Here is a 23,496-nt window from a genome sequence, read left to right as displayed (position 1 = left end):
CCGCTCCCGGCAGTCCGGGATGGCGGCAACCCGGGGCGTGTCAGGCCATCGCCGCCTTCTCGAGGTCGGTCAGCGCGTCCTCGAGGTGATGGATCATGCGTTGCAGGCTGGGCAGTGTCTGCCGGCATCCGACGATGCCGAAGTCGAGGGCGTCGTCGTTGCTGGTGAACGTGATGTTCATGGCCTGACCGTCCAGGACGATGGACGCCGGGTAGACGCCGTCGAGCCGGGAACCGTTCCAGTACAACGGTTCCTTCGGGCCGGGGACGTTGGAGATGATGACGTTGAACGGAGGTCGGGTGAGCGAGACGTACCCCGGCAGCGGGGACAGCGCCAGGGCCGACATGTTCACGGCGCTGAGCAGCAGGATCTGCAGCGGCGTGAGTTCCTTCATCAGTCGCTTCGACGCCTGCGCCGACTCGCGGATCGACCGGAGGCGGGCCAGGGGATCCTCGAGATCGGTTGCCAGCGAACAGATGACGGCGCCGACGGCGTTGCCTCCGGCGCTCTCGGAATCCGATCGCAGCGACACCGGCACCATCGCGGTGAGCGATTTGTCCGGCAGGCCGTCGAGCTCCATCAGGTAGGTCCGCAGGGCGCCGCTGCACATCGCCAGGACGACGTCGTTCAGGGTGGCGTCGACGGCGTCCGCGACGGCACGCACGCGCTCGATCTCCCATGACTGGGCGACGAACCGTCGCGCCCCACCGATGGGGCCGTTGAGGATCGTCTTCGGGGCCTCGAACGGCGTGATGAAGTCGTGGTCGCGCACCGCCTGGTTGAGGATCTTCAACGACGCGGGTACGAGTCCGGCCGCGGTGGTCCCGAGTGAGACGCCCTTCCCGACCAGTGACATCGGCAGCGCGAGCGGGCCGCCGCCCCCGGACGCCGGCTTCGTGGACCGCTTGGGTCGCGGATCCCACGGCACCCGCAGATCGACGTCGTCGGGATCCTCGGTGAGCGTCGTCTGCAGCATCCGCAGGGCGGAGACTCCGTCGAAGAGGGAGTGGTGGACCTTGGTGTAGACCGCGAAGCGTCCGTCCTCGAGCCCCTCGACGAGGTGGGTCTCCCACATCGGACGGTGCCGATCGAGCAGTGTGCCGTGCCAGCGCGAGGTGAGTTGGAACAGCTCGCGGATTCGACCAGGACGTGGGACCGCGGAGTGCCGGATGTGGTAGTCGAGGTCGATCTCGGACTCCTGTGACCACCAGAGGTTGCCGACCGAACTGACCGGGTCGGCCGGACGCTTCCGGAAGCGGCTGCTCACCTCGGTGTGCGAGCGGATCTCCTCGACCATCTCGCGTACGTAGTCCGGCCCTGCATCGTCGGGTGGAGTGAACAGTTGCAGTCCCCCGACGTGCATGGGGTGCTCACGCGTTTCGGCGATCAGGAACATCGCGTCGGTAGGCGGCATGTACGTCACCGGATCAGTGTTCTCCCTGACGAGCCTGTTCGGAGGGGGTTTTCGTCGACCGACGCGCAGACCGTGACCCGTGTCACGAAAGGGTCACCACGAGTGGTGCTGTCAGGCCGTCGGCACGCAGACGACGAGGGGGATCGTGCGGTCGGCCCAGTGCTGGTACTGGTCGACGTCGGCGTAGAGCTCGGCCATCTTCGGCCACAGGCGCTCGCGCTCGGCGTCGTCGGCGGGGTGTGCCCGATAGGAGCGGGTGTCCTTGCCGATCTGGATCGTGACGTCGGGGTCGGCGACGAGGTTGAGGTACCACAGCGGGTGGTTCTTGCGGCCACCCTGCGACGCGACGAGGACCACGTTCTCGCCGTCGCGGAGACACAGCAGCGGCACGGTGCGCGGCTCGCCGGTCTTGCGGCCGGTGGTGGTCAGCAGGCAGACGGGGACGGGCTTCTTGAAGCCGGCGCCGATGCGCCAGTTGCCGCCGATGCGCCCGCCCGTCGCCTTGTAGAGCGCGGTGTTCGCCTTCGACCCCCACTTGAGGATCGTGCCGACCACGGCCGAGTCGAGGGCGTCCGGCTTCTCGCGGTGCTGCTTCTGCGACGTCATTGGAACATCTTCTCAGATTCGTTCCAATATGGTCCCGGTGGACAGCGCGCCACCCGCGCACATGGTGATCAGCGCCGTCGACGAGTCGCTGCGCTCGAGTTCGTGCAGTGCGGTCGTGATCAAGCGCGAGCCCGTGCTGCCGACCGGATGGCCGAGGGCGATGGCGCCGCCGTTGACGTTGACCCGGTCCATGTCGGGCTGGTGCACGGACGCCCAGCTGAGCAGCACCGACGCGAACGCCTCGTTGACCTCGAAGCGGTCGATGTCGCCCATCGACATCCCCGCCTTCGCCAACACCCGTTCGGTGGCCTGCACGGGCCCGTCGAGGTGGTAGTACGGCTCGGCGCCGACGAGCGCCTGCGCCCGCAGTCGGGCGCGCGGAGTCAGCCCGAGTTCCCGCGCCTTCGCCTCGTCCATGAGGAGGACGGCCGCGGCGCCGTCGGACACTTGCGACGAGGTCCCCGCGGTGTGGATGCCGCCGTCGATGACCGGCCGCAGATTCCCCAGCGACTCCAGGGTCGTGTCCCGCAGACCCTGGTCGCGGGTGACGTCGAGGATCTCGCCGGTCAGCTCGCCGTCCTTGGTGCGCTCGGGCGCCTTCATCGACAGCACCTCGCGGTCGAAGCGGCCCTCCTCCCACGCCTGCTTCGCCAGTCGCTGGCTGCGCTCGCCGAGTGCGTCGGTGTCGGCGCGGGTGATGCCGCGGCGTCGTGCGATCCGCTCGGCCGCCTCGAACTGGTTCGGCATGTCGATGTCCCACGACTCGGGGCGGCGCGGACCCGCACCCTCGAGCATGACGTTGGCGCCCAGCGGCACCATGCTCATCGCCTCGACGCCACACGCGATCCCGATGTCGATGGTGTCGGTGGCGATCAGCCCGGCGATCAGGTGGTTCGCCTGCTGGGCCGAGCCGCACTGGCAGTCGACGGTCGTCGCGCCGGTCTGCCACGGCAGGCCTTCGTTCAGCCACGCGGTGCGGGTGATGTTGTTGCCCTGCGACCCCACCTGCATGACGCAACCGCCGATGACCTGTTCGACGAGTGCGGGATCGATGCCGGCACGCTCGACCACGCCGCGCTGGACGGCGCCCAGCAGCTCCGCGGGATGCAGACCGGAGAGCCAGCCGGCTCGCTTCCCGATCGGGGAACGCACTGCTTCGACGATGACCGGAACACCCATGCGTCAAAACTAGAACACGTTCTCGTCTGAGTCCACATCGCATGTCCGAAATGGCTCACCAACGGCCGGGATGGGTCCACACTGGCGGGTGGAACAGGTTCACCCACGTGAAGGAAGCTCGATCATGACCGGAGCCGACGCCCTGACCAACTCCGCCGGATGCCCGGTGTTCACCGATCCGGTGCTGCGCGACGGGACCGACCTCACCAGCCCGTCGCTGCTGCAGTACGGCATCCCCCACGCGACCTTCGCCGAACTCCGGCAGACCGCGCCCGTGCACTGGATCGATCAACCCGCCGGCAGCGGCGGCGGGTTCCACGACGGCGGGTACTGGGCGGTGACACGGCACGAGGACATCCGGGCGATCTCGAAGAACAACGAGTTCTGGTCGGCGAACGCGAACGGTGTCATCGTGCGGTTCGACGACGGGATGGACCCCGAAGCGCTCGAGGTGACCAAGGCGCTCGTCATCAACCACGACCCGCCGGAGCACACCCGGCTGCGCAAGCTGGTGTCCAAGACGTTCACGCCGCGGTCGGTGCATGCGCTCGAGGAGGGTCTGGCGCAGCGGGCGCGCGAGATCGTCGAGAAGGCCGCCGTGCACGAGGGTCCGAGCGACTTCGTCCACGACGTCGCCGTCGAACTGCCCTTGCAGGCGATCGCCGATCTCCTCGGCGTGCCCCAGGGCGACCGGCAGAAGCTGTTCGGCTGGTCGAACGCGATGATGAACTACGACGACCCCGACTTCACCGACGACCCACAGCTCGCGTCGGCGCAGATCCTCGGCTACGCCTACGAGATGGCGGAGGCGCGCAAGAAGTGCCCCGTCGCCGACATCGTCACCGAGCTCGTCCACGCCGACATCGACGGGCACGCGCTCGACGAACTGGAGTTCGGGTACTTCTTCATCATGTTGGCCGTCGCCGGCAACGAGACCACGCGCAACGCGATCACCCGCGGCATGAACGCCTTCCTCGACAACCCCGAGCAGTGGGAACTCTTCGTGCGGGAGCGTCCCGCGACCACCGCCGACGAGATCGTCCGCTGGGCGACGCCGGTCAACTGCTTCCAGCGCACCGCGAAGGCCGACCTCGAACTCGGTGGGGCGCAGATCGAGCAGGGTCAACGGGTCGGCATGTTCTACGGCTCGGCCAACTACGACACCGCCGTCTTCGACGACCCGTTCACCTTCGACATCACCCGGGACCCCAACCCGCACGTCGGGTTCGGCGGCCACGGTGCGCACTACTGCGTCGGGGCGAACCTCGCGCGGATGGAGATCGACCTGATCTTCGGCGCGATCGCCGACCACATGCCCGACATCGCGAAGGTGGCCGAACCCCGTTACCTGCGCCACGGCTGGATCAACGGCATCAAGGAGTTGTCGGTGCGCTATCGGTGAGGGGTGTGTCGTGACGTACCGCTACGGCACACTGTTCGCCATGCGTATCGTCACGCCGTTCGCGCTGTTGCTGTCGGCCCTGGTCGCCGTCGGTCTCCTGTCGGGCCCGGCGCAGGCTGCGCCGTCCGTCGATGCGCAGATCCGGTCGGCGGCCGACGCCAAGGGCGTCGAGGTGGGCGTGTGGGCCCAGGACGTCGCGACGGGACGGGTGATCGCGTCGGTGGGTGCCGACCAGAGGTTCCCCGTGCTGTCGATGTCGAAGGTGTACCTCGCGGCCGCGGTCCTCGACGCCGCCCGGCAGGGCCGGCTACGCCTCGATGCCCCGGTTCCGGTACGCAGGGGTGACATCGTCGCGAACTCGCCGGTCACGCAGACGCGGGTCGGGAAGACGATGACCTATCCCGAGATCGCCACGGCGGCACTGCAGCAGAGCGACAACGCCGCCGCGAACCTGATGTTCTCCGCCATCGGCGGGCCCGCGGCGGTGACGGCGTTCGCGCTGACCGCGGGGGACACCGCCACGGTCATGGTCCGCACCGAGACCGCGTTGAACTCCGCGTACCCCGGTGACATCCGGGACACGACGGTCCCCCAGGGCTGGGCGGCAGGCCTGCGGTCGCTGATGGTCGGCAACCGGCTCGACCCGCGCGACCGCGACACGCTGGTCGGGTGGATGGGCGGAACCCGCACCTCGGACAAGAGGTTCCGCGCCGATCTCCCCGCGGGCTGGACGACCGCGGACAAGACCGGTACCGGCGACTACGGGACGGCGAACGACGGTGGACTGCTCCTCGCCCCGAACGGGCGGCGGATCCTGCTGGTGGTGCAGACACGCGCCAGCCGCTTCGATGCCGACGCCACTCCGGTCGACGCCGTGATCGCGTCGATCGCGGCGCTGGTCGCGCGCGCGGTCTGACGCGCGTCCCGGGAGGGGAGTTCGACGGCCGTCACCTCCGCGAGCACCGCTTCGTCGCGACATCGCGAGGTGGCGATGTGGTCGGTTGGGTCGCGGCGGTGGCGGTGTCGACGCGACGTGCCTACGCGGGCGTGATCGAGCACAGCGTCTACGTGGCACCGGGCTGGTCGGGCAGGGGAATCGGCACTGCTCTCCTGCAGGAGTTGATCCGGGCTGCGGGACGCCCGGTGGCGTGACGTGGTCCTTCTCGAACGCAGGAACCCGCGTATCTGATGGCCGGGGCGCCTGTCAGGCGCGGGTCATCGACTCCATCGTCTTCTGGACCTCCCAGAAGGCGCGAAGTGCGACCAGCTTTCCGGCGTCGTCGGCGCGATAGGTGAACACGCCACGCGAGGTGGTGACGTGCCCGCCGATGTGGGTCACGATGCGCCCGATGTAGGCGACCTCGCTCCCGCAGATGATCTCCTCGTCGAACTCGAAGTCGAGCCGCTCGGTGGTCGCGATCGTCATGTCCCAGAACGCAGCGATCGCGTCCCGCCCGCGGTGACCGACTCCGTGCTCGTCGAACATCGACGGCCCGACCGGATCCTCCACGACGGCGTCGTCGGCGAAGTTGTCGAGCCAGCCCTGTTTGTCGCGGGCCGCGACCATCTCCCGCGAGACGCGTCCCGCGACGACGGCCGGGTTGTTCTCCCGGTCGATGTCGAGATAGGCGGGCTTGCTCACGGCTTGTCCGCCCCGAGCAGCCACATCGAGAAGTACTGCGAACCACCGCCGTACGCGTGTCCCATGGCTGTGCGGACTCCGTCGACCTGGTGGTCGCCGGCTTTGCCCTGCACCTGTCGCGCGGCCTCCGCGCAGCGGATCATGCCGGACGCGCCGATCGGGTTGGAGGACAACACCCCGCCCGACGGGTTGACGGGCATCCGACCGCCGAAATCGGTCTCACCCTTCTCGGTGAGCTGCCAGCCCTCGTTCTTCGCGGCGAACCCGAGGTTCTCCAGCCACATCGGTTCGAACCACGAGAAGGGCACGTAGATCTCGGCGACGTCGACCTCGTCGAGGGGGTCGGTGACACCGGCATCGCGCCAGAGGGCGGCCGAGGCGTCGCGGCCGGCCTGAGGGCTGACGACGTTGCGGTGGGCGAAGGCCAGCGGCTCGGTGCGCATCGCGGTGGCGCGGATCCAGGCGACCGGGGTGCCGGCCGCGACAGCGTCGTCGGCCGACTTCTCGTCGCCGATGACGACCGCGCAGGCGCCGTCCGACGACGGGCAGGTCTCGTCGTATCGGATGGGGTCCCACAGCATCTGGGACGCCATGACGCTCTCGACGGTGATGTCGGGCTGGTGCAGGTGCGCGAGCGGGTTCTTCGCGCCGTTGCGCCGGTCCTTGGCCGCGACGATGGCGCCGATGTGCTCGGGCGCGCCCGACTGGCGGATGTACGCCCGGACGTGCGGGGCGAAGAAGCCGCCCGCCCCGGCGCCGACCGGCATGGTGAAGGGGACGGGGATCGACAACGCCCACATGGCGTTCGACTCCGACTGCTTCTCCCAGGCCACTGCGAGGACCCGCTCGTGGATCCCCGACTTCACCAACGACGACGCGACCACCGCGGTGGAGGCGCCGACCGAACCGGCCGTGTGCACGCGGATCAGCCGCTTGCCGACGGCGCCCAGCGAGGCGGCCATCGACAGCTCCGGCATCATCGACCCCTCGAACAGGTCGGGGGCCTTGCCGACGACGATTGCGTCGATCTCGTCCATGGTGTAGCCGGAGTCGGCGAGCGCGGCGTCGATCGCCTCGCGACACATGCCCGCCATCGTCACGTCGTGACGCTTGGCGACGTACTTGGTCTGCCCGGTCCCGATGACCGCGGCGCGGTTGGCGCCCATGCTCATTCCCCGCTTCCGGTGGCGCCGGACAGGGCGACCACCATGTTCTGCTGCAGCAACGGCCCGCTCGTGGCGTGCGCGAGAGCGGTCTGCACCTCGCCGGAGAGGATCGCCGTGGCCGCGAACCCGATCCGTTCCAGGCCGGCCGCGAACATCGGGTTGGCCGCGAGCGCGCCACCCGACGGGTTGATCTGCACCGAGTCCGGCAGTCGCAGTTCGTTCCGCAGGATCAACTCCTGGTGTGTGAACGGTGCGTAGAGCTCGGCGATGTCGAACGCGCGGTCGTCGCCGAGTGCGCTGTCGCCGGCGAGGCGGGTCGACGGCGAGGTGGTGAGATCCCGCGCCCCGAAGTTCGGGGTGTCGATGCGGTGGTCCCACCCGGTCACCCACGCGGGGTTCGCGACGAGCTGCTTCGCGCGCTCCTCGCTGGCGAGGATCAGCGCGGCGGCGCCATCGGTGTAGCGCGACGCGTCGTGCGCGCGCAGCGGATCGGCGGTCACCGGCTGGGCGAGCAGCTCGTCGACGTCGCGGCCGAGGGTGCGAGCGGCGACCTCGGCCATCTGGCGCTCGGTCCATGCCCCGGACTCGAGCCCGAGACGGGCCTGCAACCCCGCGAGCGACGTCGCGTCAGGCCACAGCGGGGACACCGTGTACGGATCGGTCTGCAACGCGAGGGTGAGGTCCATCGTCCCCGCCGACGGCTTGCCGAAGCCGTAGGTGAGCGCGAGATCGACCTCGCCGGTGGCGATCTTGACGTAGGCCTCGTAGGCGGCCCAGGCGGCGTCCATCTCGACGTGGGATTCGTTGATCGGCGGCACGGCCCCGATCGAGTCGATGGCGGAGATGAACGAGAACGCCCGTCCCGCCAGGTAGTCCGACGAACCGCTGCACCAGAAGTCGATGTCGGTGCGGGCGATGCCGAGCTCGGCGTAGAGCTTCGCGAAGCACGGCATCAGCATCTCGACACCGTTGGTGGTGCCGAACGTCGAGTCGACGTGCGGGCTGTGGGCGAATCCGACGATCGCCACGCGTGGTGCGGTCACAGGTGACTCCGGTAGGTCTCGTAGTCGGCGTCGGGCTCGCCGGACGGCTTGAAATGGCTGATGTTGCGGGCCGTGTGGCCCCACTCGGACTTGTCGCGCCACACGGCCTTCACCCGCATGCCCATCCGGACCTCGTGCGCCTCGCACTCGAGGATCAGGTGCAGGAAGCCGATGTCGGTGCCGTCGAGGACGACGTAGGCGGCGACGTACGGAGGCTTGATCTGCTGACCCATGAACGGGACGTTGACGATGCAGAACGTCGTGACGATGCCGGTGTCGGGCAGTTCGACCATCTCGGTGGTCGGGTCGCCGTTGGCCGGGCTCGACGTGCGCGGCGGGAAGTACACGCCGTCACTGGTCCGCCCGCCGACCAGCTTCCCCTCTGCGAGACCCCGCAGGTACAGCGTCTCGACGACGGTGGCGGCGTGCTCGACCTCGAGCCCGATGGGGTAGCTGACGACGCCGGGTGTCTCCTGCTCGACGGTCGACGTCGGTGCCTCCTGCGCCGAGTCGCCGAGGGCGAAGTGCGTGATGTCGGTGATGCGGCCGGTCCGCTCGTCGGCCCAGACCGGGACGACGCGCGCCCCGACGGACATCGCGTCGGGGGAGTCGGCCGCGACGGTGTGCAGCAGATCGGTGTCGGCGCCGTCGAACCGGATCAGCGCCCACGCGAACGGGCGGTCGAGCGGCTGGCCGGGGAGGGGAGCGGGTTGCCACGACCAGCTCGTGACGCTGCCGACCGGTCCGACGTCGACGAACTCCGTTGTGGCGGCGCCGGTCTCCGGGTCGAACTCGCTCGGCGGGACCATGACCACCCCGGCGGCGGTGCGACCTCCGACGATCCGTCCCTCCCGGATCCCGTCGGCGAACCGGCCCAGCACGGGCCCGAGGGACCGGGTGTAGTCGAAGCTGTTGCGCAGCGGCGCGGTCAGCGGCGGCGTCTCTGGTTCGGGCACGTCGGCCACCGCCGACGCCAACACGGCGGCCAGTCCGGGCCCGGTCTCGCTGATGGTCACCCAGCGAGTAGAACAGGTTCTAGTATTGGTCCGCAAGGAACCGTCTCCGGGAGGCTCGCGTGAAGCTGGGACTGCAGTTGGGCTACTGGTCCGCCGGGCCGATCGAGAACGCCCCCGAGCTGATCGCCGCGGCCGAGGAATCGGGCTTCGACGCCGTGTTCACGGCGGAGTCCTGGGGGTCCGACGCGTTCACGCCGCTGGCGTGGTGGGGGAGTTCGACGGCCCGCGTGCGGCTGGGGACCGCCGTCGCCCAGATCTCGGCGCGACCGCCGACGTCGCTGGCGATGCACGCGCTGACGATCGACCACCTCTCGGGCGGGCGGCACATCCTCGGCATCGGCGTCTCCGGGCCGCAGGTCGTCGAGGGTTGGTACGGGCAGCCGTTCGCCAAGCCTCTGGCCCGAACCCGCGAGTACGTGCAGGTCATCCGGGACGTGCTCGACCGCCAGGGGCCGGTCACCAACGGCGGGTCGCACTACCCGCTGCCGTATCCGTCCGATGCGCCCGGCGCGACCGGGCTGGGCAAGTCGCTGAAGCCGATCACCCACCCGCTGCGGTCGGACCTCCCCATCTGGCTCGGCGCCGAGGGGCCGAAGAACATCGCCCTGACCGGCGAGATCGCCGACGGCTGGCTCGCCATCTACTACACGCCGCGCCTGGCCGACCGGTACGAGGAATGGCTGGCCGAGGGGATGAGCAGGCCCGGCGCCCGGCGGACCCGCGACGAGTTCGAGGTCGCCGCGACCGTGCAGGTGGAGATCACCGACGACGTGGCCGCCACGGTGAACTCGTACAAGCCGATCACCGCCTTCTACCTGGGCGGGATGGGCGCCAAAGACCTGAACTTCCACGCCGAGGTCTATCGCCGGATGGGCTACGCCGAGGCGGTCGACGAGATCGGCGCGCTGTTCGCCGAGGGGCGTCGCGACGAGGCGATCGCGGCCGTCCCCGACGAGCTGGTGCGCGAGACGATGATCGTCGGGGACGAGGAGACGGTCCGGCGGGAGATCGAGCGCTGGGAGGCCGCCGGCGTCTCGATGCTCATGGTCACCGCACGATCGGCCGACCTTGTCCGGCGGTTGGCAAAGCTGGTCTAATGGCCGATCGAGACGACTAGAACGTGTTCTAGAAATCTGCGGCAACGTGCCGCTCCTGCGAGGAGGCAACCGTGTCCGAGACCGCCGCACCGATCGGCCTGTGGAACATCGCCCGGGAGACGCCCGACGCGATCGCGCTCGTCGACCCCGACGGCGTCGAGCACACCTACGGCGAGATCGCGTCACGGGCCAACCGCGTGTCGAACGGGTTGCGTCGGCACGGGTTCGTCACCGGTGACACGCTCGTCATCGCGACGCCCAACTGTGTCGAGACGGTGGTGCTCCAGTTCGCCGCACTGCAGATCGGCCTCTACCTCGCACCGGTGAACTGGCACCTCACGGGACCCGAGATCGCCTACATCCTGGGTGATTCCGAGGCAAAGATCTTCGTCGCGCACGAGCGGTTCGCCGAGACCGCCCGGATCGCCGCCCGCGAGGCGGGCCTTCCGCCCGAGGACCTCTTCGCCGTCGGGACCGTCGACGGGTTCCGTCCGCTCGACGAGCTCATCGACGGCGTCGACGACAGCCTGCCGGCCGATCGCACGACCGGTGCGCCGATGCTCTACACGTCGGGGACCACCGGGAAGCCCAAGGGCGTCCGTCGTCCTCTGACGGGCGTCGCGCCGGAGCAGGCGGCCATGGGAGGCATCGGGTTCTTCGGCGTCATGGGCCTCGTCCCGTACGACGATCACGTGCACATCTGCGGATCACCGCTCTATCACACGGCCGTCGTGAACTTCGTGATGATCTCGATGCAGCTGGGCCACAAGGTCGTCCTCATGGACAAGTGGGACCCCGAGGGCATGCTGGCCCTCATCGAGAAGCACAAGGTGACCCAGAGTCACATGGTGCCCACGCAGTTCCACCGCCTGCTCGCGCTGCCGGAGGAGGTGCGCGCGAAGTACGACGTGTCGTCGCTGCGCAACATGATCCACGGCGCCGCACCGTGTCCCCGTGAGATCAAACAGCAGATGCTCGAGTGGTGGGGTCCGGTTGTCACCGAGTACTACGCCGCCACCGAGGGCGGTGGCACCACCATCTTCGGCGACGAATGGCTCACGCACCCGGGATCGGTCGGCAAGGCGTGGTCGTACTCGGTGGTGAAGGTCCTCGACGACAACGGCGACGAGGTTCCGCGCGGCGAGAGCGGCCAGGTCTACATGGAGATGAAGGGCTCCTCCTTCGAGTACTACAAGGACAAGGAGAAGACCCAGAAGGCTCGCGTGGGGAACATGTTCACCACCGGCGACATCGGGTACATGGACGACGAGGGTTACCTGTACCTCCTCGACCGCAAGAACGACATGATCATCTCCGGCGGCGTGAACATCTACCCCGCCGAGATCGAGGGCGAGCTGGCCGTGCATCCCAAGGTCGGCGACGTCGCCGTCTTCGGTGTGCCGCATGCGGATTGGGGCGAGGAGATCAAGGCCGTCGTGCAGCCCGCGCAGGGTGTCGTCGGCGACGACGCGCTCACCGAGGAACTGATGGCCTACGCCCGGGAGCGGCTCGCCAAGTTCAAGCTTCCACGGTCGATCGACTACATCGACGAGATGCCCCGCGCCGACAACGGGAAGCTCTACAAGCGGCGTCTGCGCGACCCCTACTGGGAGAAGGCCGACCGCGCCATCTGACCCACCGTCTGTTGCGCTGCTGGAACCGTCCGTTGGGCGGTCGGGACCGTCTGTTGGGCAGCAGGAGCTCTCGAGTGGGCAGCCGTGTCCGACGGCGCGTTCCAAGCGCCCAACGAACGGTTCCAAACGCCCAACCGATGGTTCCTGATGCCCAACGGACGAGTGGGGGTCAGGAGGCCGCGACCTCCGACCGTGCGCGAGGACGCAAGGTCAGCTCGAAGCCCTCGGGGAGCATGGTGAGGCGTTCGGTGACGCGGAGGTCGTAGCCGGGGTCGCCCTCGAAGTCGAATCGGTGGATCAGGGTCGCGAGGACCAGGACGGCCTCGTGGATCGCGAACTGGCGCCCGATGCAGGACCGCAACCCCGCCCCGAACGGCTTGTAGCTGTGGGGTGGTCGCTTCTTGACGTTCCCGGGGAGGAACCGGTCCGGGTCGAAGCGGTCGGGGTCGTCCCAGACGGCTGGATCCTTGTGCACCGCGCCGAGGCTCACGATCGCGTAGTCGTCGGGATCCATGCGGTACTCGTCGGCGAGCACCGTCGACTCCCGCGGAGCCCGGGCGAATCCCGGGACGGTCGGCCAGATGCGCAGCGACTCGTCGAGCACCCGACGGATGTACCGGAACTTGGCCACCTGCTCGAACTCGGGCATCGCGGTGGGGTCGTCGCCGAGGATCTCGTCGGCCTCGGACCGTGCCCGAGCGAGGCAGTCGGGGTTGCGGGCCAGATAGTGCAGCGCGAACGACAGTGCGCCCGAGGTCGTCTCGTGTCCGGCGACCAGGAAGGTGAGGATCTGATACCGGATGTTGACCGGCTCCAGCTTCTCGCCGGTCTCGGGGTGGGCGACGTTCAGCATGATGCCGAGGAGGTCGTGCTGCTCGTCGGAACCGCTCCGGGTGGCGATGAGCTCGTCGAGCATCGAGTCGAGGTAGTCCGTGTGGCGTGCGTAGCGGCGGTCGAGCAGCCACGCGAGCGCCGAGCCGCCCGGCAGCGTGCGCACCGTGCCCTTGCGGCGGCCGGTCTCCAGCGCAGTGACCATAGCGGCGACGAAGGGGTGTGCCTCCGCTGTCCGGAACGACCCGAAGTCCCGGCTGAACGCGGAGCGCGTGAGGGTCTCCATGGTCAGCTTGGTCATGTCGCGCGAGACGTCGACGGGACCGTCGGCCAGTCGACGCTCCCAGTAGTCGAACAGTTCCGACGCCGTCTCGACCATGACGGGGTGGTAGGAGCGCATCGCCGACTTGGTGAAGGCGGGGACCAGGAGCTCGTGCGCCAGTTGCCAGTTCGGCTCGTGGTTGTAGGCGGTGAACAGCCCGTCGCCGGCGTAGTCGCGCAGGGCGTCGACCGCGGGCGGCAGCGCCTTGCAGAAGCGGGTCTCGTCGCACAACTCCGCGGTGAGCTCGGCGGTCCCGACGAACACCAGTCGCTCGCGCAGGACACGGAGTTCCCAGATCGGACCCAGGCCGCGCGACGCCTCGAGCATGCTCTGGATCGGACTCGAGCGGTCCACGGTCAGGAGGTCACCGATCACCGGTCGGCGGCGACCCGGGTGGGGGAACTGTCGGCCGTGCCAGTCGTTGCGTGCCACGCCCTGACTCTCCCGCGCTATTGAACCAGCGTCAAGTAGCGACCCGGCCGGGTAGCGTGAGCGCGTGGCCGGACGAACGCGGATGAGTCCCGAACGTCGGCGTGAGGCGTTGCTGGACCTCGGCGTCGAGCTCTTCGCGACCCACCCGTACGACGAGGTGCACATCGAACGCGTCGCAGAGCTCGCGGGTGTCTCCCGCGGCCTGCTCTACCACTACTTCCCGGGGAAGCGGGAGTTCTTCGTCGCGATGCTCACCCGCGAGAACGAACGCCTCATGGACGAGACGGCACCGGATCCCACGCTGTCGCCCGTGGAGCAGCTGGTGAACGGCATCCGTGCCTTCGTCGACCACTGCCTGCAGCACGAACACGGCGTGCGCGCGGTGTTCCGCAGTGGCGTCAGCTCGGATCCGGAGGTCGTGTCGCTGGTCTCGGTCTCGAGCGACGAGCAGATATCCCGCATCCTGTCCGTCACCGGCGCCGACGACCCCGCGCCGATCCTCGTGCTCGCGTTGCGGAGCTGGATCGGCCAGCTGCGTGCGGCCTGCTACGAGATGCTGACCGACAAGCGGATCGACCCCGACGACGTCGTCGCCATGTGTCGCTCGTCGTTCTTCGGGACGCTCGCGGGCCTGCCGCCGTCGGTGCTGCCCCCGCTCGTCGTCGAGATCCTCGGCGACGAGACCACGGCGACGGGTTCGCTCACCGGCCGGTGAAGACCGGCTTCTCCTTGTTCGCGAACGCCTTCGGGCCGATCTTCGCGTCGTCGCTGGAGAACACCTTCTTGCCGAGCGCGGCCTCGATGGGGAACGCGTCCATCTCGTGCATGCCCTCGGTGTCGCGGATCGTGCGGAGGATGTTCTGCACCGCGACGGGACCGTTCGCGGCGATGCGGTCGGCGATCTCGAGTGCCTTCTCCAGTGCGGTGCCGTCGGGGACGACGTACCCGATCAGCCCGTAGGACAACGCCTCGGCGGCGGTGACCTGGCGGCCGGTCAGCAGGATGTCGGCGGCGATCGTGTACGGGATCTGGCGGACGAGCCGGACAGCGCTGCCGCCGAGAGGGAACAGGCCCCAGCGCGCCTCGGCGACGCCGAACCGCGCGCTCTCGCCGGCGACGCGGATGTCGGTGCCCTGCAGGATCTCGGTCCCGCCGGCGATCGCCGGTCCCTCGACCGCGGCGATCAACGGCTTGGTCAGGCGTCGACCTTTGAGGAGCGCGGGAAGGTGGGTGGGGTCGAATTCGCCGGAGTCGAAGCTGTCACCCGGCGCGTTCCTGTCCATGTTCTTCAGATCCGCGCCCGCGCAGAAGTACCCGCCCGCCCCGGTCAGGATCGCGACGCGGATGTCGTCGTCGGAGTCGATGCGGTCCCAGGCCTCGACCATGATGCGCATCATCTCCGTCGACAGCGCGTTGCGCGCCTGCGGACGGTTCAGGGTCACGATCAGCGTGTGTCCGCGCTTCTCGACGAGGCATTCGGGCTCCGGGGTGTCGGGCACGACGACTCCCTCTCGATCAGGCAGGTGTTCTGCGGTGTCCTTGCCCAAAACGGTAACACGTTCTAGTTTTGTCCCATGGCCTTCACCATCGCCGATCTCGTCGAGCACGCCGTCGATCTGATGCCCGATCGCGTCGCGCTGGAGACCGACGGCGCGTCGCGGACGTACGCCGAACTCGAGGCGCGCAGCAACGCGCTCGCCCATCAGCTCCGCACCCTCGGCGTGCAACCCGGGGACACGGTCGGGCTCTACAGCCGCAACACCCTCGAGTGCGTCGAGGCGATGGTGGCGATCTTCAAGGCACGTGCGGTGATGGTGAACGTCAACTTCCGCTACGTCGAGGCCGAGCTCGAGCACATCTTCACCGACTCGCAGATGTCGGTGCTGATCTACGAACGGCAGTACACGCAGAAGGTCGCGAAGGTGCTGCCGAAGGCGCCCGACCTCAAGCACCTGATCGTCATCGAGGACGGTACGGGCAAGGACATCGCCGACGCGCTCAACCACGGGCACCTCACCGCCGACGCGATCGAGTTCGACGACGCCGTCGCGAACAACCCCACCGAGCGCGATTTCGAGGAGCGCTCCGACGACGATCTCTACATCCTCTACACCGGCGGGACGACGGGGAAGCCCAAGGGCGTGGTGTGGCGTCAGTACGACGTGTTCCGCGTCCTCGGCGGTGGAACCGACTGGTACACCGGCGAACCCGTCACCGACGAGTGGAAGTTCGCGAACGAGGGTGCGGCCGGTGGCCAGCTGGTGCGGTTCCCGATCCCGCCGTTCATCCACGGCGGGTCGCAGTGGGCGGTGTTCCAGGCGCTCTTCGGCGGCCAGAAGGCGATCATCTACCCCGAGTTCGGCGCGCACCAGACGTGGGAGATCGTCGAGCGGCACAAGGCGAACGTCGTGTTCATCACCGGGGATGCCATGGGACGCCCCATGATCGAGGCGCTGCTGGAGAAGGACTACGACACCTCGTCGGTCCTGTCCATCGCCTCGTCGGCGGCGATCTTCTCCCAGAGCGTCAAGGACCAGTACGTCGACCGCTTCCCGAACGCGGTGATCGTCGACGCGATCGGGTCGTCCGAGACCGGCTTCGGCGGCATGACCGCCGTCGAGAAGGGGCAGGCGCACGCGGGCGGGCCGCGTGTGAAGGCCGATCCCAACACGGTCCTGCTGCGCGAGGACGGCACCGTCATCCCCGTCGGTTCCGACGAGGTCGGTCTGATGGCCCGCACCGGCAACATCCCGTTGCGCTACCACAACGACCCGGAGAAGTCGGAGAAGACCTTCACGACCTTCGACGGCGTGCGGTACTCGATGCCCGGCGACTTCGCCCGCTACGAGTCCGACGGCACCATCACGATGCTCGGCCGCGGATCGGTGTCGATCAACTCCGGCGGCGAGAAGATCTTCCCGGAAGAGGTGGAGCAGGCGCTGAAGGCACACCCCGACGTGTTCGACACCGTCGTCGTCGGCGTCCCCGACGAGCGGTACGGCAACCGCGTCGCGGCCGTGATCGCCGCCCGCGACGGCCATCGGCCGGGCCTGGAGGACATCAACGCCGTCGCCCGCGAGCAGATCGCCGGCTACAAGTGTCCGCGCAGCGTCTGGTTCGTCGACGAGATCAAGCGCTCGCCCGCGGGGAAGCCGAACTACCGCTGGGGGCACGAGGTCACGGAATCCCGTCCCGCCGACGAGACCCTCGAGGTCACCTCCACCCGTACCTGACGGTCATCGACACAGACAGGCTCACCATGCGCACCGCACTCGCCGACCGTTTCGGCATCGAGTACCCGATCTTCGGTTTCACCCCGTCGGAACACGTCGCCGCCGCGATCAGCCGGGCCGGCGGTCTCGGTGTGCTCGGGTGCGTCCGCTTCAACGAGGCCGACGAGCTCGACCGCGTGCTCACCTGGATGCACGAGAACACCGACGGCAAGCCGTTCGGCGTCGACATCGTCATGCCGGCGAAGATCCCGACCGAGGGCACGAAGGTCGACCTCGACGCGATGATCCCGCCGGAGCACCGGGCGTTCGTGGAGCGCACGCTCGACGAGCTCGGTGTGCCGACCCTCGAGGGCGAGGAGCGCGTGAACGCGGGCGTGCTCGGCTGGCTGCACTCCGTCGCCCGCTCCCACGTCGACATCGCGATGGAGCACGCCGACCGACACGGTCAGATCAAGCTGATCGCGAACGCTCTCGGCTCGCCGCCGGAGGACGTGATCGCCGCGTCCCACGCCCACGGCGTGCAGGTCGCGGCACTGGCCGGCGCCCGTTCCCATGCTCTGCACCACGTCGACGCCGGCGTCGACATCGTCATCGCGCAGGGCTACGAGGCCGGTGGCCACACCGGGGAGATCACGTCGGTCGTGCTGTGGCCGGAGGTCGTCGATGCCGTGGGGGACAACGCCTCCGTGCTCGCCGCCGGTGGTGTCGGCAGCGGTCGCCAGGTCGCCGCCGCACTCGCCTCCGGCGCCGACGGTGTGTGGATGGGGTCCTACTGGCTGACCGCCGCCGAGTACCGGCTCGGTGCGAAGGGCGACGGGCCGACCACCATCCAGCAGGCGCTGCTCGCGGCGACCTCGCACGACACCGTGCGTCGTCGCATCTACTCCGGCAAGCCCGCTCGGCTGTTGAAGACGAAGTGGACCGATGCCTGGGATGCCCCGGATGCGCCTGCGCCACTGCCGATGCCGCTGCAGAACCTGCTCGTCGCGGATGCCCACTCGCGCATCTCGGCCGCCGACGACCCGCAGGTCGTCGCGATGCCGGCCGGACAGATCGTCGGCCGGATGAACGCCATCACCCCCGTCGCGGAGCTGATCGACGGGCTCGTCGAGGAGTACACCCGCACCGTCGAACGTCTCGCCGCGACCCTGCCGCACACCGCCCCGGCCTGACCGCCGGCCGTCATCGGTAGGTGCGGGTCACCGGGTCGAGGGTCCACGTCGGCTCCGGTGCCGACGCCGCGATCTCGCGCCGCAGCACCTTGAAGGTCGCCGTGGTCGGTAGCGTGTCGACGAGGCAGATCTGCGACGGCCACTGCTTGGGGCCGAGATCCGACTGGGCCGCGAGGAACGACGAGAGCATGTCGGCGGTGAGCCCGTCGGCGACGAGTGTGGCGACGATCTGATCGCCCACCTCGGCGGCGACCCCGTGGACGCTCGCCAGGCGGATGTCTTTGTTCCGCAGGAGGATCCGTTCGATGGGTCCGGTACCGACGTTCTCGCCGTCGACGCGCACCCAGTCGCCCATGCGGCCGGCGAAGTACACGAAGCCGTCGTCGTCGACATAGGCCAGATCGCCGGTGTGGTAGACACCGCCGCGCATCCGCTCGGCCTCGGCGGCAGGATCGCCGTAGTAGCCGGTGAACGCGCCGGGACCCGCGGTGTTGACGACCTCGCCGACCGCGTCGTCCGCGTTGAGGAGCCGACCGGCGGCGTCGAACTCGGCAGGCGGGCAGGGGAGTCCGGTCGTGATGTCGACGACCGCGACCGGTGGGACGAGCGGACCGAGCGCCTCGGGTGGGGTGTCCGGGGTCCGGCCGATCGCGACACCGCCCTCGGTCGACCCGAACCCGTCGACGACGCGGACGTCGAAGCGCTCGCCGAATGCCACGATGTCCCCCGCGGAGGCCTCGTTGCCGTAGACGATCCGAAGCGGGTTGTCGGCGTCGTCGGCGCGGGCCGGCGTCGCCAGGACGTAACTCAGTGGCTTGCCCACGTAGTTGGCGTAGGTGGCGCCGAAGCGACGGACGTCGTCGAAAAACCCCGAGGCAGAGAACCGCGGCCGCAGCGCGATCGACGCACCCGCGGCGACCGCGACACCCCACCCGGCGATGATCGCGTTCGAGTGGAACATCGGCATCGACAGGTAGACGACGTCGTGGGCGCCCAGTCCGAACCGGTCGGCGAGCATCGTGCCGGCGGCGGTCACCTTGGCGTGATCGCATCGGACGGCTTTCGGGTCGCCACTGGTGCCGGAGGTGAAGATCAGCATGAACAGGTCGTCCGCGGCCGGTCGGTTGATCGGGGACCCGACCGTCTGGGCGGCGACCTCCGACAGCCACGCGGGCCCGGTCACGTCGACGACGGGCACTCCGGCGGTGTCGACGCCGTCGAGGAGGGCGGCGGTCGAGGGTTCGACGAGCACGAGTGCACAGTCGGCGAGAGCCATGTCGCGCGCGAGTGCCGCCCCCCGCCGCGTGGTGTTCAGCCCGACCACCACGAGTCCGTCGAGCGCGGCGGCAGACAGCACCGTCGCGAACGCCGGGGTGTTCGCGAGGAGCACGGCGACGTGCGCCGGTCGGTCGGGATCGAGACGCGCGCGCAGCGCGCCGGCCCAGCGGCGCGCGTCCACGAGGTGGTCACGCCAGGTGATCGTGGTGTCCCCACAACGGATCCCACGATCGTCGACGTCGACGAGGCGGTCGAGCAGATCGGCGATCGCGAGGGCGCCCGCCCCGGTGGTCACACGGGTTCGGCTGCCAACGCCGCGCCGATACGACGCAGCGCGGTGGTCGCCGACCCCGTCGCGAACTCGTTCTGCTTGGCGCGCAGGAAGTACCGGTGCAGGGGATGGCTGGTGTCGATGCCCACGCCGCCGTGCACGTGGACCGCGGTGTGCGCCACCCGGTGTCCTGCCTCGGCGGACCAGAACTTCGCCGTCGCCAACTCGGTCCCCGCCGGTTCCCCGGCCCCGACGAGATAGGCCGCCTGCAGCGTGGTCAGCGTCGCCGCGCGGACGTCGATGTAGCCGTCGGCGAGTCGCTGCGCCACGGCCTGGAACGACCCGATGGGCCGCGAGAACTGCTCGCGTTCGCGCGCGTACTCGGCGGTCCGGTCCAGGGCGCCGGTGACGACCCCGACCTGGTCGGCGCATTGCGCCAGGGTGAGTCGGTCCACGACGGCCGTCACCGCGTCGGATCGTCCGAGGACGTCCTCGGCGGCCACCCTCACACCGGTGAGGTCGATGTGTGCCGACGGCACGAGGCCCGTCGTGTGGGCGTCCTCTCGGGTCAGCCCAGCGGCGTCGGTCGGCACCAGAGCGGCCAGCGTCCCGTCGGGCGCGGTCGCCGTCACGATGACCGCCGCCGCGGAGGCGCCGAAAGGCACCGACAGCGCCGTGCCGTCGAGCACCCATCCGTCCCCGTCTGCACGGGCGGTGATGGTGGGGGCGAGCGGATCCTCGGCGAGCTCGCCGTCCGCGGCGACGGTCACCACGGACGACCCGTCGGTGACGCGCGGCAACCACGTCGCCCGCAACCGCTGCCCGCCGAGTCGCGCGATCAGCGGCACGGCCACCATCGCGTGCGGCCCGAAGGGCACCCGCGCCAACACCGCGCCGAGTTCCTGCGCGACGGCGAGGTTCTCGACGACACCGAGCCCGGCCCCGCCGTCGGCCTCGTCGGCCTCGAGCGCGAGCAGCCCGGCGTCGGCGAGCGCCGACCACAGCGCGGCGTCGATCGGATCCCCGGCTGTCTCGGCCGCGGCGATCGCCTCGGGCGTGGAGATCGTGGCGGCGATGTCGCGGGCGAGTCCGGCGACGTCGGTCATCTCGTCGGTGGGACGGAAGTCCATGTCTGGCCTCTCAGCGCTTCTGGGCGGGCTGTCGGAGGGCGAGCATCGCGATGATGTCGCGCTGGATCTCGTTGGTGCCGCCGCCGAAGGTGAGGATGAGCGACGACCGGTGGAACCGTTCGATGCGTCCGGCGAGCTGGGCTCCCGGGGAGGTCCGTCGCAGCGTCGCCGCCGGGCCGAGCACCTCCATGAGCAACCGGTAGGCCTCGGTGGCGAACTCGGTGCCGAACACCTTCGTCGCGGAGGCGTCGGCCGGGGACGGCGACCCACCCTGCGTGGCCGTCGACGCGATGTTCCAGTTGATCAGCTTCAAAAACTCCACCTTGGCGTGCACCCGGGCGAGGTTCAGCTGCACCCACTCGGCGTCGATGACGCGGTTGCCGTCGGCCCGCTTGGTGTTCTGCGCCCACTCCACCGTCTCGCGCAGGGCCTGCTGGATCGGTGCGGCCGAACACAGCGCGACGCGTTCGTGGTTGAGCTGGTTGGTGACCAGCGGCCACCCGCCGCCGAGCTCACCGACGAGCGCCGACCGCGGGACACGAACGTCGGAGTAGTAGGTCGCACTGGTGTCGACGCCGGCCATCGTGTGCACCGGCGTGTAGCCGAAGCCCTCGGCCGACGTGGGCACGATGATCATCGAGATGCCCTTGTGCTTCTTCCCGCCGGGCTCCATCGAGGCCGGGTCGGTGCGGCAGGCGAGCCAGATGTAGTCGGCGTACTGGATCAGGCTCGTCCACATCTTCTGGCCGTTGATCACGAACTCGTCGCCGTCGAGCACGGCCGTGGTCCGCAGCGACGCGAGGTCGGTGCCGGCGCCCGGCTCGGAGTAACCGATGGAGAAGTGCAGCTCGCCGGCGGCGATCCTCGGCAGGAAGAACGCCTTCTGCTCGTCGGTGCCGTAGTGCATGATCGTCGGCGCCACCGAGTTGATGGTGAGGAACGGGACCGGCACACCGGCGATGGCCGCCTCGTCGGTGAAGATCAGCTGGTCCATCATCGGGCGGTTCTGGCCGCCGTACTCCTCGGGCCAGCCCAGCGCGAGCCATCCGTCGGCACCCATCTGCGCGACGATCTCGCGGTAGACGTTGCCCGCCCCGACCTCACCCGAGTCCGACGCCAGTGCGGCGCGGCGTTCGGGCGTCATCAGCCGCGCGAAATAGGTGCGGAGCTCGCGACGGAGCTCCTCCTGGGCCTCGGTATAAGCGATGCGCATCGCGGACTCCGTGAGAGTATCGGTGACGGAACGTTCGGTCGGTGGTCCGGCCTGTGGTGGGATTCTAGAACACGTTCTAACGCGAATCGATCCAGTGCGTCAACGCACGCACTCGGGGAACGGAAGGTCACGGCATGCGCATCAAGGCAGATTTCGACCTCTGCGAGTCCAACGCGGTCTGCGTCGGCATGGCTCCCGACGTGTTCGACCTCGACGACAACGACTACCTGGTGATCCTGCAGGAGGAGGTCCCCGACGACCGCCTCGAGGAGATGCGCCAGGTGGTCGCCAACTGCCCGAAGGCGGCACTCTCCATCGAGTGACCCGCGCGCGCCCGGCCCCGGCGCCCGAGACGGTGCACGCCCCTTGACATCACGGCAGAATTAGAACAAGTTCTAGCTGTGCAATCTCTCGAAGGGCGTGTCGCCGTCGTGACCGGGGCGGCCGCGGGGCTGGGCCGTGCCGAGGCCATCGGACTGGGCGCACTCGGTGCGACCGTGGTCGTCAACGATCTCGCCGGGGCGCTCGACGGCAGCGACGTCGTCGATGCCGTCTCCGCGGCCGGGGGGACGGCCGTCGTGGTCCCCGGCGACATCGGCGAGTCCGCGACCGCCACCGAGATCGTCCGGACGGCTGTCGAGGACCACGGATCGCTCGACGTGCTCATGTGCAACGCCGGCGTCGTCCGCGACCGGATGCTCTTCAACATGAGCGACGACGAGTGGGATCTCGTCGTCCGTGTCCACCTGCGTGGTCACTTCCTGCTCAACCGCAACGCCGCCGCGCACTGGCGCGCGGCGTCGAAGGCCGCGGGCGGCCCGGTGTACGGCAGGATCATCAACACTTCGTCGGAGGCGGGCCTCCTCGGGCCCGAGGGGCAGGCGAACTACGGCGCCGCCAAGGCCGGGATCACCGCGCTGACGCTCTCCGCCTCGCGGGTCCTCGCACGCCACGGGGTCACGGCCAACGCCATCTGCCCCCGTGCCCGGACCGCGATGACCGCGTCGGTGTTCGGGGAGGCGCCGGCCGACGGCGTCGACCCGCTCGCCACCGACCACGTCGTGTCGCTGGTGCAGTTCCTCGCCGGGCCCGACTCGGCGGCCGTCAGCGGTCAGGTGTTCGTCGTGTACGGCCCGAAGGTGACGCTCATGGCGGCGCCGACGGTCGAGGAGACGTTCACGGCCGACGGCGACGCGTGGGACCCCGCCGCGCTGTCGACCCGTCTGAGCAGCTATTTCGCCGATCGGGACCCGTCGCGGACCTTCTCCGCGGCGAATGCGCTGGCGCAGTGAGGACGACTCGCTGTGTATTCGACCAACACGCACGGCAACCAATTGGACGCATGCTAAGTTCCCTTCGACCGAGCGCCGTCGACGACGTGAAAGCCGTTGTCGCGCCGAGCCGAGAAGCGGCGT

The 23,496-nt window shown here is 69.3% G+C and carries 22 protein-coding genes; 10 read left to right on the top strand and 12 right to left on the bottom strand.

What is annotated here, in order from left to right; genetic code table 11:
* Window positions 1–40 precede the first annotated feature (40 nt).
* From Q1A98_RS19495 to Q1A98_RS19485, 3 genes are all read right to left on the bottom strand, one after another.
* Window positions 41–1,414, bottom strand: a complete 1,374-nt coding sequence (locus Q1A98_RS19495; protein WP_299576576.1) for a wax ester/triacylglycerol synthase family O-acyltransferase — start codon at window positions 1,412–1,414, stop codon at window positions 41–43.
* Window positions 1,415–1,525: 111 nt separating this feature from the next.
* A complete protein-coding gene (locus tag Q1A98_RS19490) occupies window positions 1,526–2,020 on the bottom strand; it encodes a nitroreductase family deazaflavin-dependent oxidoreductase (protein ID WP_299576524.1) in 495 nt (164 codons plus the stop codon).
* Between the two features lie 12 nt (window positions 2,021–2,032).
* Entirely contained in the window at window positions 2,033–3,199 is a 1,167-nt protein-coding gene (locus Q1A98_RS19485) for a steroid 3-ketoacyl-CoA thiolase (protein ID WP_299576522.1), read from the bottom strand.
* Between the two features lie 124 nt (window positions 3,200–3,323).
* On the opposite strand from Q1A98_RS19485, the gene Q1A98_RS19480 reads away from it, so the two are divergent.
* Genes Q1A98_RS19480 through Q1A98_RS19470 form a run of 3 tightly spaced genes read left to right on the top strand, consistent with a single transcriptional unit; the run spans window position 3,324 to window position 5,753 of the window.
* A complete protein-coding gene (locus Q1A98_RS19480; RefSeq protein WP_299576520.1) occupies window positions 3,324–4,601 on the top strand; it encodes a cytochrome P450 in 1,278 nt (425 codons plus the stop codon).
* A gap of 10 nt (window positions 4,602–4,611) precedes the next feature.
* Complete coding sequence (gene bla, locus Q1A98_RS19475) at window positions 4,612–5,517, top strand: class A beta-lactamase (RefSeq protein ID WP_299576518.1); 906 nt, start codon at window positions 4,612–4,614, stop codon at window positions 5,515–5,517.
* On the top strand, window positions 5,514–5,753 hold the full coding sequence (locus Q1A98_RS19470; RefSeq protein WP_299576574.1) for a GNAT family N-acetyltransferase: 240 nt from the start codon (window positions 5,514–5,516) through the stop codon (window positions 5,751–5,753). The genes bla and Q1A98_RS19470 overlap by 4 nt, the downstream gene beginning before the upstream one ends.
* 52 nt (window positions 5,754–5,805) lie before the next feature.
* On the opposite strand, the gene Q1A98_RS19465 is transcribed toward Q1A98_RS19470, so the two are convergent.
* Genes Q1A98_RS19465 through Q1A98_RS19450 form a run of 4 tightly spaced genes read right to left on the bottom strand, consistent with a single transcriptional unit; the run spans window position 5,806 to window position 9,468 of the window.
* Complete coding sequence (locus Q1A98_RS19465) at window positions 5,806–6,243, bottom strand: nuclear transport factor 2 family protein (protein WP_299576516.1); 438 nt, start codon at window positions 6,241–6,243, stop codon at window positions 5,806–5,808.
* Window positions 6,240–7,409: a thiolase domain-containing protein gene (locus tag Q1A98_RS19460; RefSeq protein ID WP_299576514.1), complete on the bottom strand. Its 1,170-nt coding sequence runs from the start codon at window positions 7,407–7,409 to the stop codon at window positions 6,240–6,242. The genes Q1A98_RS19465 and Q1A98_RS19460 overlap by 4 nt, the downstream gene beginning before the upstream one ends.
* Before the next feature lie 2 nt (window positions 7,410–7,411).
* Complete coding sequence (locus Q1A98_RS19455; protein WP_299576512.1) at window positions 7,412–8,452, bottom strand: thiolase domain-containing protein; 1,041 nt, start codon at window positions 8,450–8,452, stop codon at window positions 7,412–7,414.
* The gene (locus Q1A98_RS19450) at window positions 8,449–9,468 is read right to left on the bottom strand and encodes an OB-fold nucleic acid binding domain-containing protein (protein ID WP_299576510.1); all 1,020 of its coding nucleotides are present in this window, start codon (window positions 9,466–9,468) and stop codon (window positions 8,449–8,451) included. Before Q1A98_RS19450 ends, Q1A98_RS19455 begins: the two co-directional genes overlap by 4 nt.
* A 59-nt stretch (window positions 9,469–9,527) precedes the next feature.
* Here Q1A98_RS19450 and Q1A98_RS19445 point away from each other — a divergent pair, with 59 nt between their 5' ends.
* Entirely contained in the window at window positions 9,528–10,565 is a 1,038-nt protein-coding gene (locus Q1A98_RS19445; RefSeq protein ID WP_299576508.1) for an LLM class F420-dependent oxidoreductase, read from the top strand.
* Between the two features lie 71 nt (window positions 10,566–10,636).
* Window positions 10,637–12,199: an acyl-CoA synthetase gene (locus tag Q1A98_RS19440; RefSeq protein ID WP_299576506.1), complete on the top strand. Its 1,563-nt coding sequence runs from the start codon at window positions 10,637–10,639 to the stop codon at window positions 12,197–12,199.
* Window positions 12,200–12,368: 169 nt separating this feature from the next.
* Here Q1A98_RS19440 and Q1A98_RS19435 read toward each other — a convergent pair whose 3' ends face one another.
* Entirely contained in the window at window positions 12,369–13,784 is a 1,416-nt protein-coding gene (locus Q1A98_RS19435; RefSeq protein WP_299576504.1) for a cytochrome P450, read from the bottom strand.
* Between the two features lie 64 nt (window positions 13,785–13,848).
* Here Q1A98_RS19435 and Q1A98_RS19430 point away from each other — a divergent pair, with 64 nt between their 5' ends.
* On the top strand, window positions 13,849–14,499 hold the full coding sequence (locus Q1A98_RS19430; protein ID WP_299576502.1) for a TetR/AcrR family transcriptional regulator: 651 nt from the start codon (window positions 13,849–13,851) through the stop codon (window positions 14,497–14,499).
* Here the strand turns inward: Q1A98_RS19430 and Q1A98_RS19425 are convergent.
* Window positions 14,486–15,283, bottom strand: a complete 798-nt coding sequence (locus Q1A98_RS19425) for a crotonase/enoyl-CoA hydratase family protein (RefSeq protein ID WP_299576500.1) — start codon at window positions 15,281–15,283, stop codon at window positions 14,486–14,488. The genes Q1A98_RS19430 and Q1A98_RS19425 overlap by 14 nt on opposite strands.
* Window positions 15,284–15,358: 75 nt before the next feature.
* On the opposite strand from Q1A98_RS19425, the gene Q1A98_RS19420 reads away from it, so the two are divergent.
* Together Q1A98_RS19420 and Q1A98_RS19415 are read left to right on the top strand one after the other, a co-directional pair.
* On the top strand, window positions 15,359–17,017 hold the full coding sequence (locus Q1A98_RS19420) for an acyl-CoA synthetase (protein WP_299576498.1): 1,659 nt from the start codon (window positions 15,359–15,361) through the stop codon (window positions 17,015–17,017).
* A 26-nt stretch (window positions 17,018–17,043) separates the two neighbouring features.
* Entirely contained in the window at window positions 17,044–18,189 is a 1,146-nt protein-coding gene (locus Q1A98_RS19415) for a nitronate monooxygenase family protein (RefSeq protein ID WP_299576496.1), read from the top strand.
* A gap of 10 nt (window positions 18,190–18,199) precedes the next feature.
* Here the strand turns inward: Q1A98_RS19415 and Q1A98_RS19410 are convergent, their stop codons facing one another.
* Genes Q1A98_RS19410 through Q1A98_RS19400 form a run of 3 tightly spaced genes read right to left on the bottom strand, consistent with a single transcriptional unit; the run spans window position 18,200 to window position 22,081 of the window.
* Entirely contained in the window at window positions 18,200–19,762 is a 1,563-nt protein-coding gene (locus tag Q1A98_RS19410; RefSeq protein ID WP_299576494.1) for a long-chain-fatty-acid--CoA ligase, read from the bottom strand.
* On the bottom strand, window positions 19,759–20,868 hold the full coding sequence (locus Q1A98_RS19405; RefSeq protein WP_299576492.1) for an acyl-CoA dehydrogenase family protein: 1,110 nt from the start codon (window positions 20,866–20,868) through the stop codon (window positions 19,759–19,761). The genes Q1A98_RS19410 and Q1A98_RS19405 overlap by 4 nt, the downstream gene beginning before the upstream one ends.
* Window positions 20,869–20,878: 10 nt before the next feature.
* Window positions 20,879–22,081, bottom strand: a complete 1,203-nt coding sequence (locus Q1A98_RS19400) for an acyl-CoA dehydrogenase family protein (RefSeq protein WP_299576490.1) — start codon at window positions 22,079–22,081, stop codon at window positions 20,879–20,881.
* 134 nt (window positions 22,082–22,215) lie between these two features.
* Between Q1A98_RS19400 and Q1A98_RS19395 the strand changes: the two genes are divergently transcribed.
* Both Q1A98_RS19395 and Q1A98_RS19390 read left to right on the top strand, forming a co-directional pair.
* Window positions 22,216–22,404, top strand: coding sequence for a ferredoxin (locus Q1A98_RS19395; RefSeq protein ID WP_253647153.1), 189 nt, complete (start codon window positions 22,216–22,218; stop codon window positions 22,402–22,404).
* Between the two features lie 78 nt (window positions 22,405–22,482).
* Window positions 22,483–23,373, top strand: coding sequence for a 3-oxoacyl-ACP reductase (locus tag Q1A98_RS19390; protein WP_299576488.1), 891 nt, complete (start codon window positions 22,483–22,485; stop codon window positions 23,371–23,373).
* Window positions 23,374–23,496: the final 123 nt, after the last annotated feature.

It is taken from the genome of uncultured Williamsia sp., assembly GCF_947494875.1.
Classification (GTDB): domain Bacteria; phylum Actinomycetota; class Actinomycetes; order Mycobacteriales; family Mycobacteriaceae; genus Williamsia_A.
Note: the sequence above shows the minus strand (reverse complement) of the source record. Positions and strands in the feature narration are given on the sequence as shown.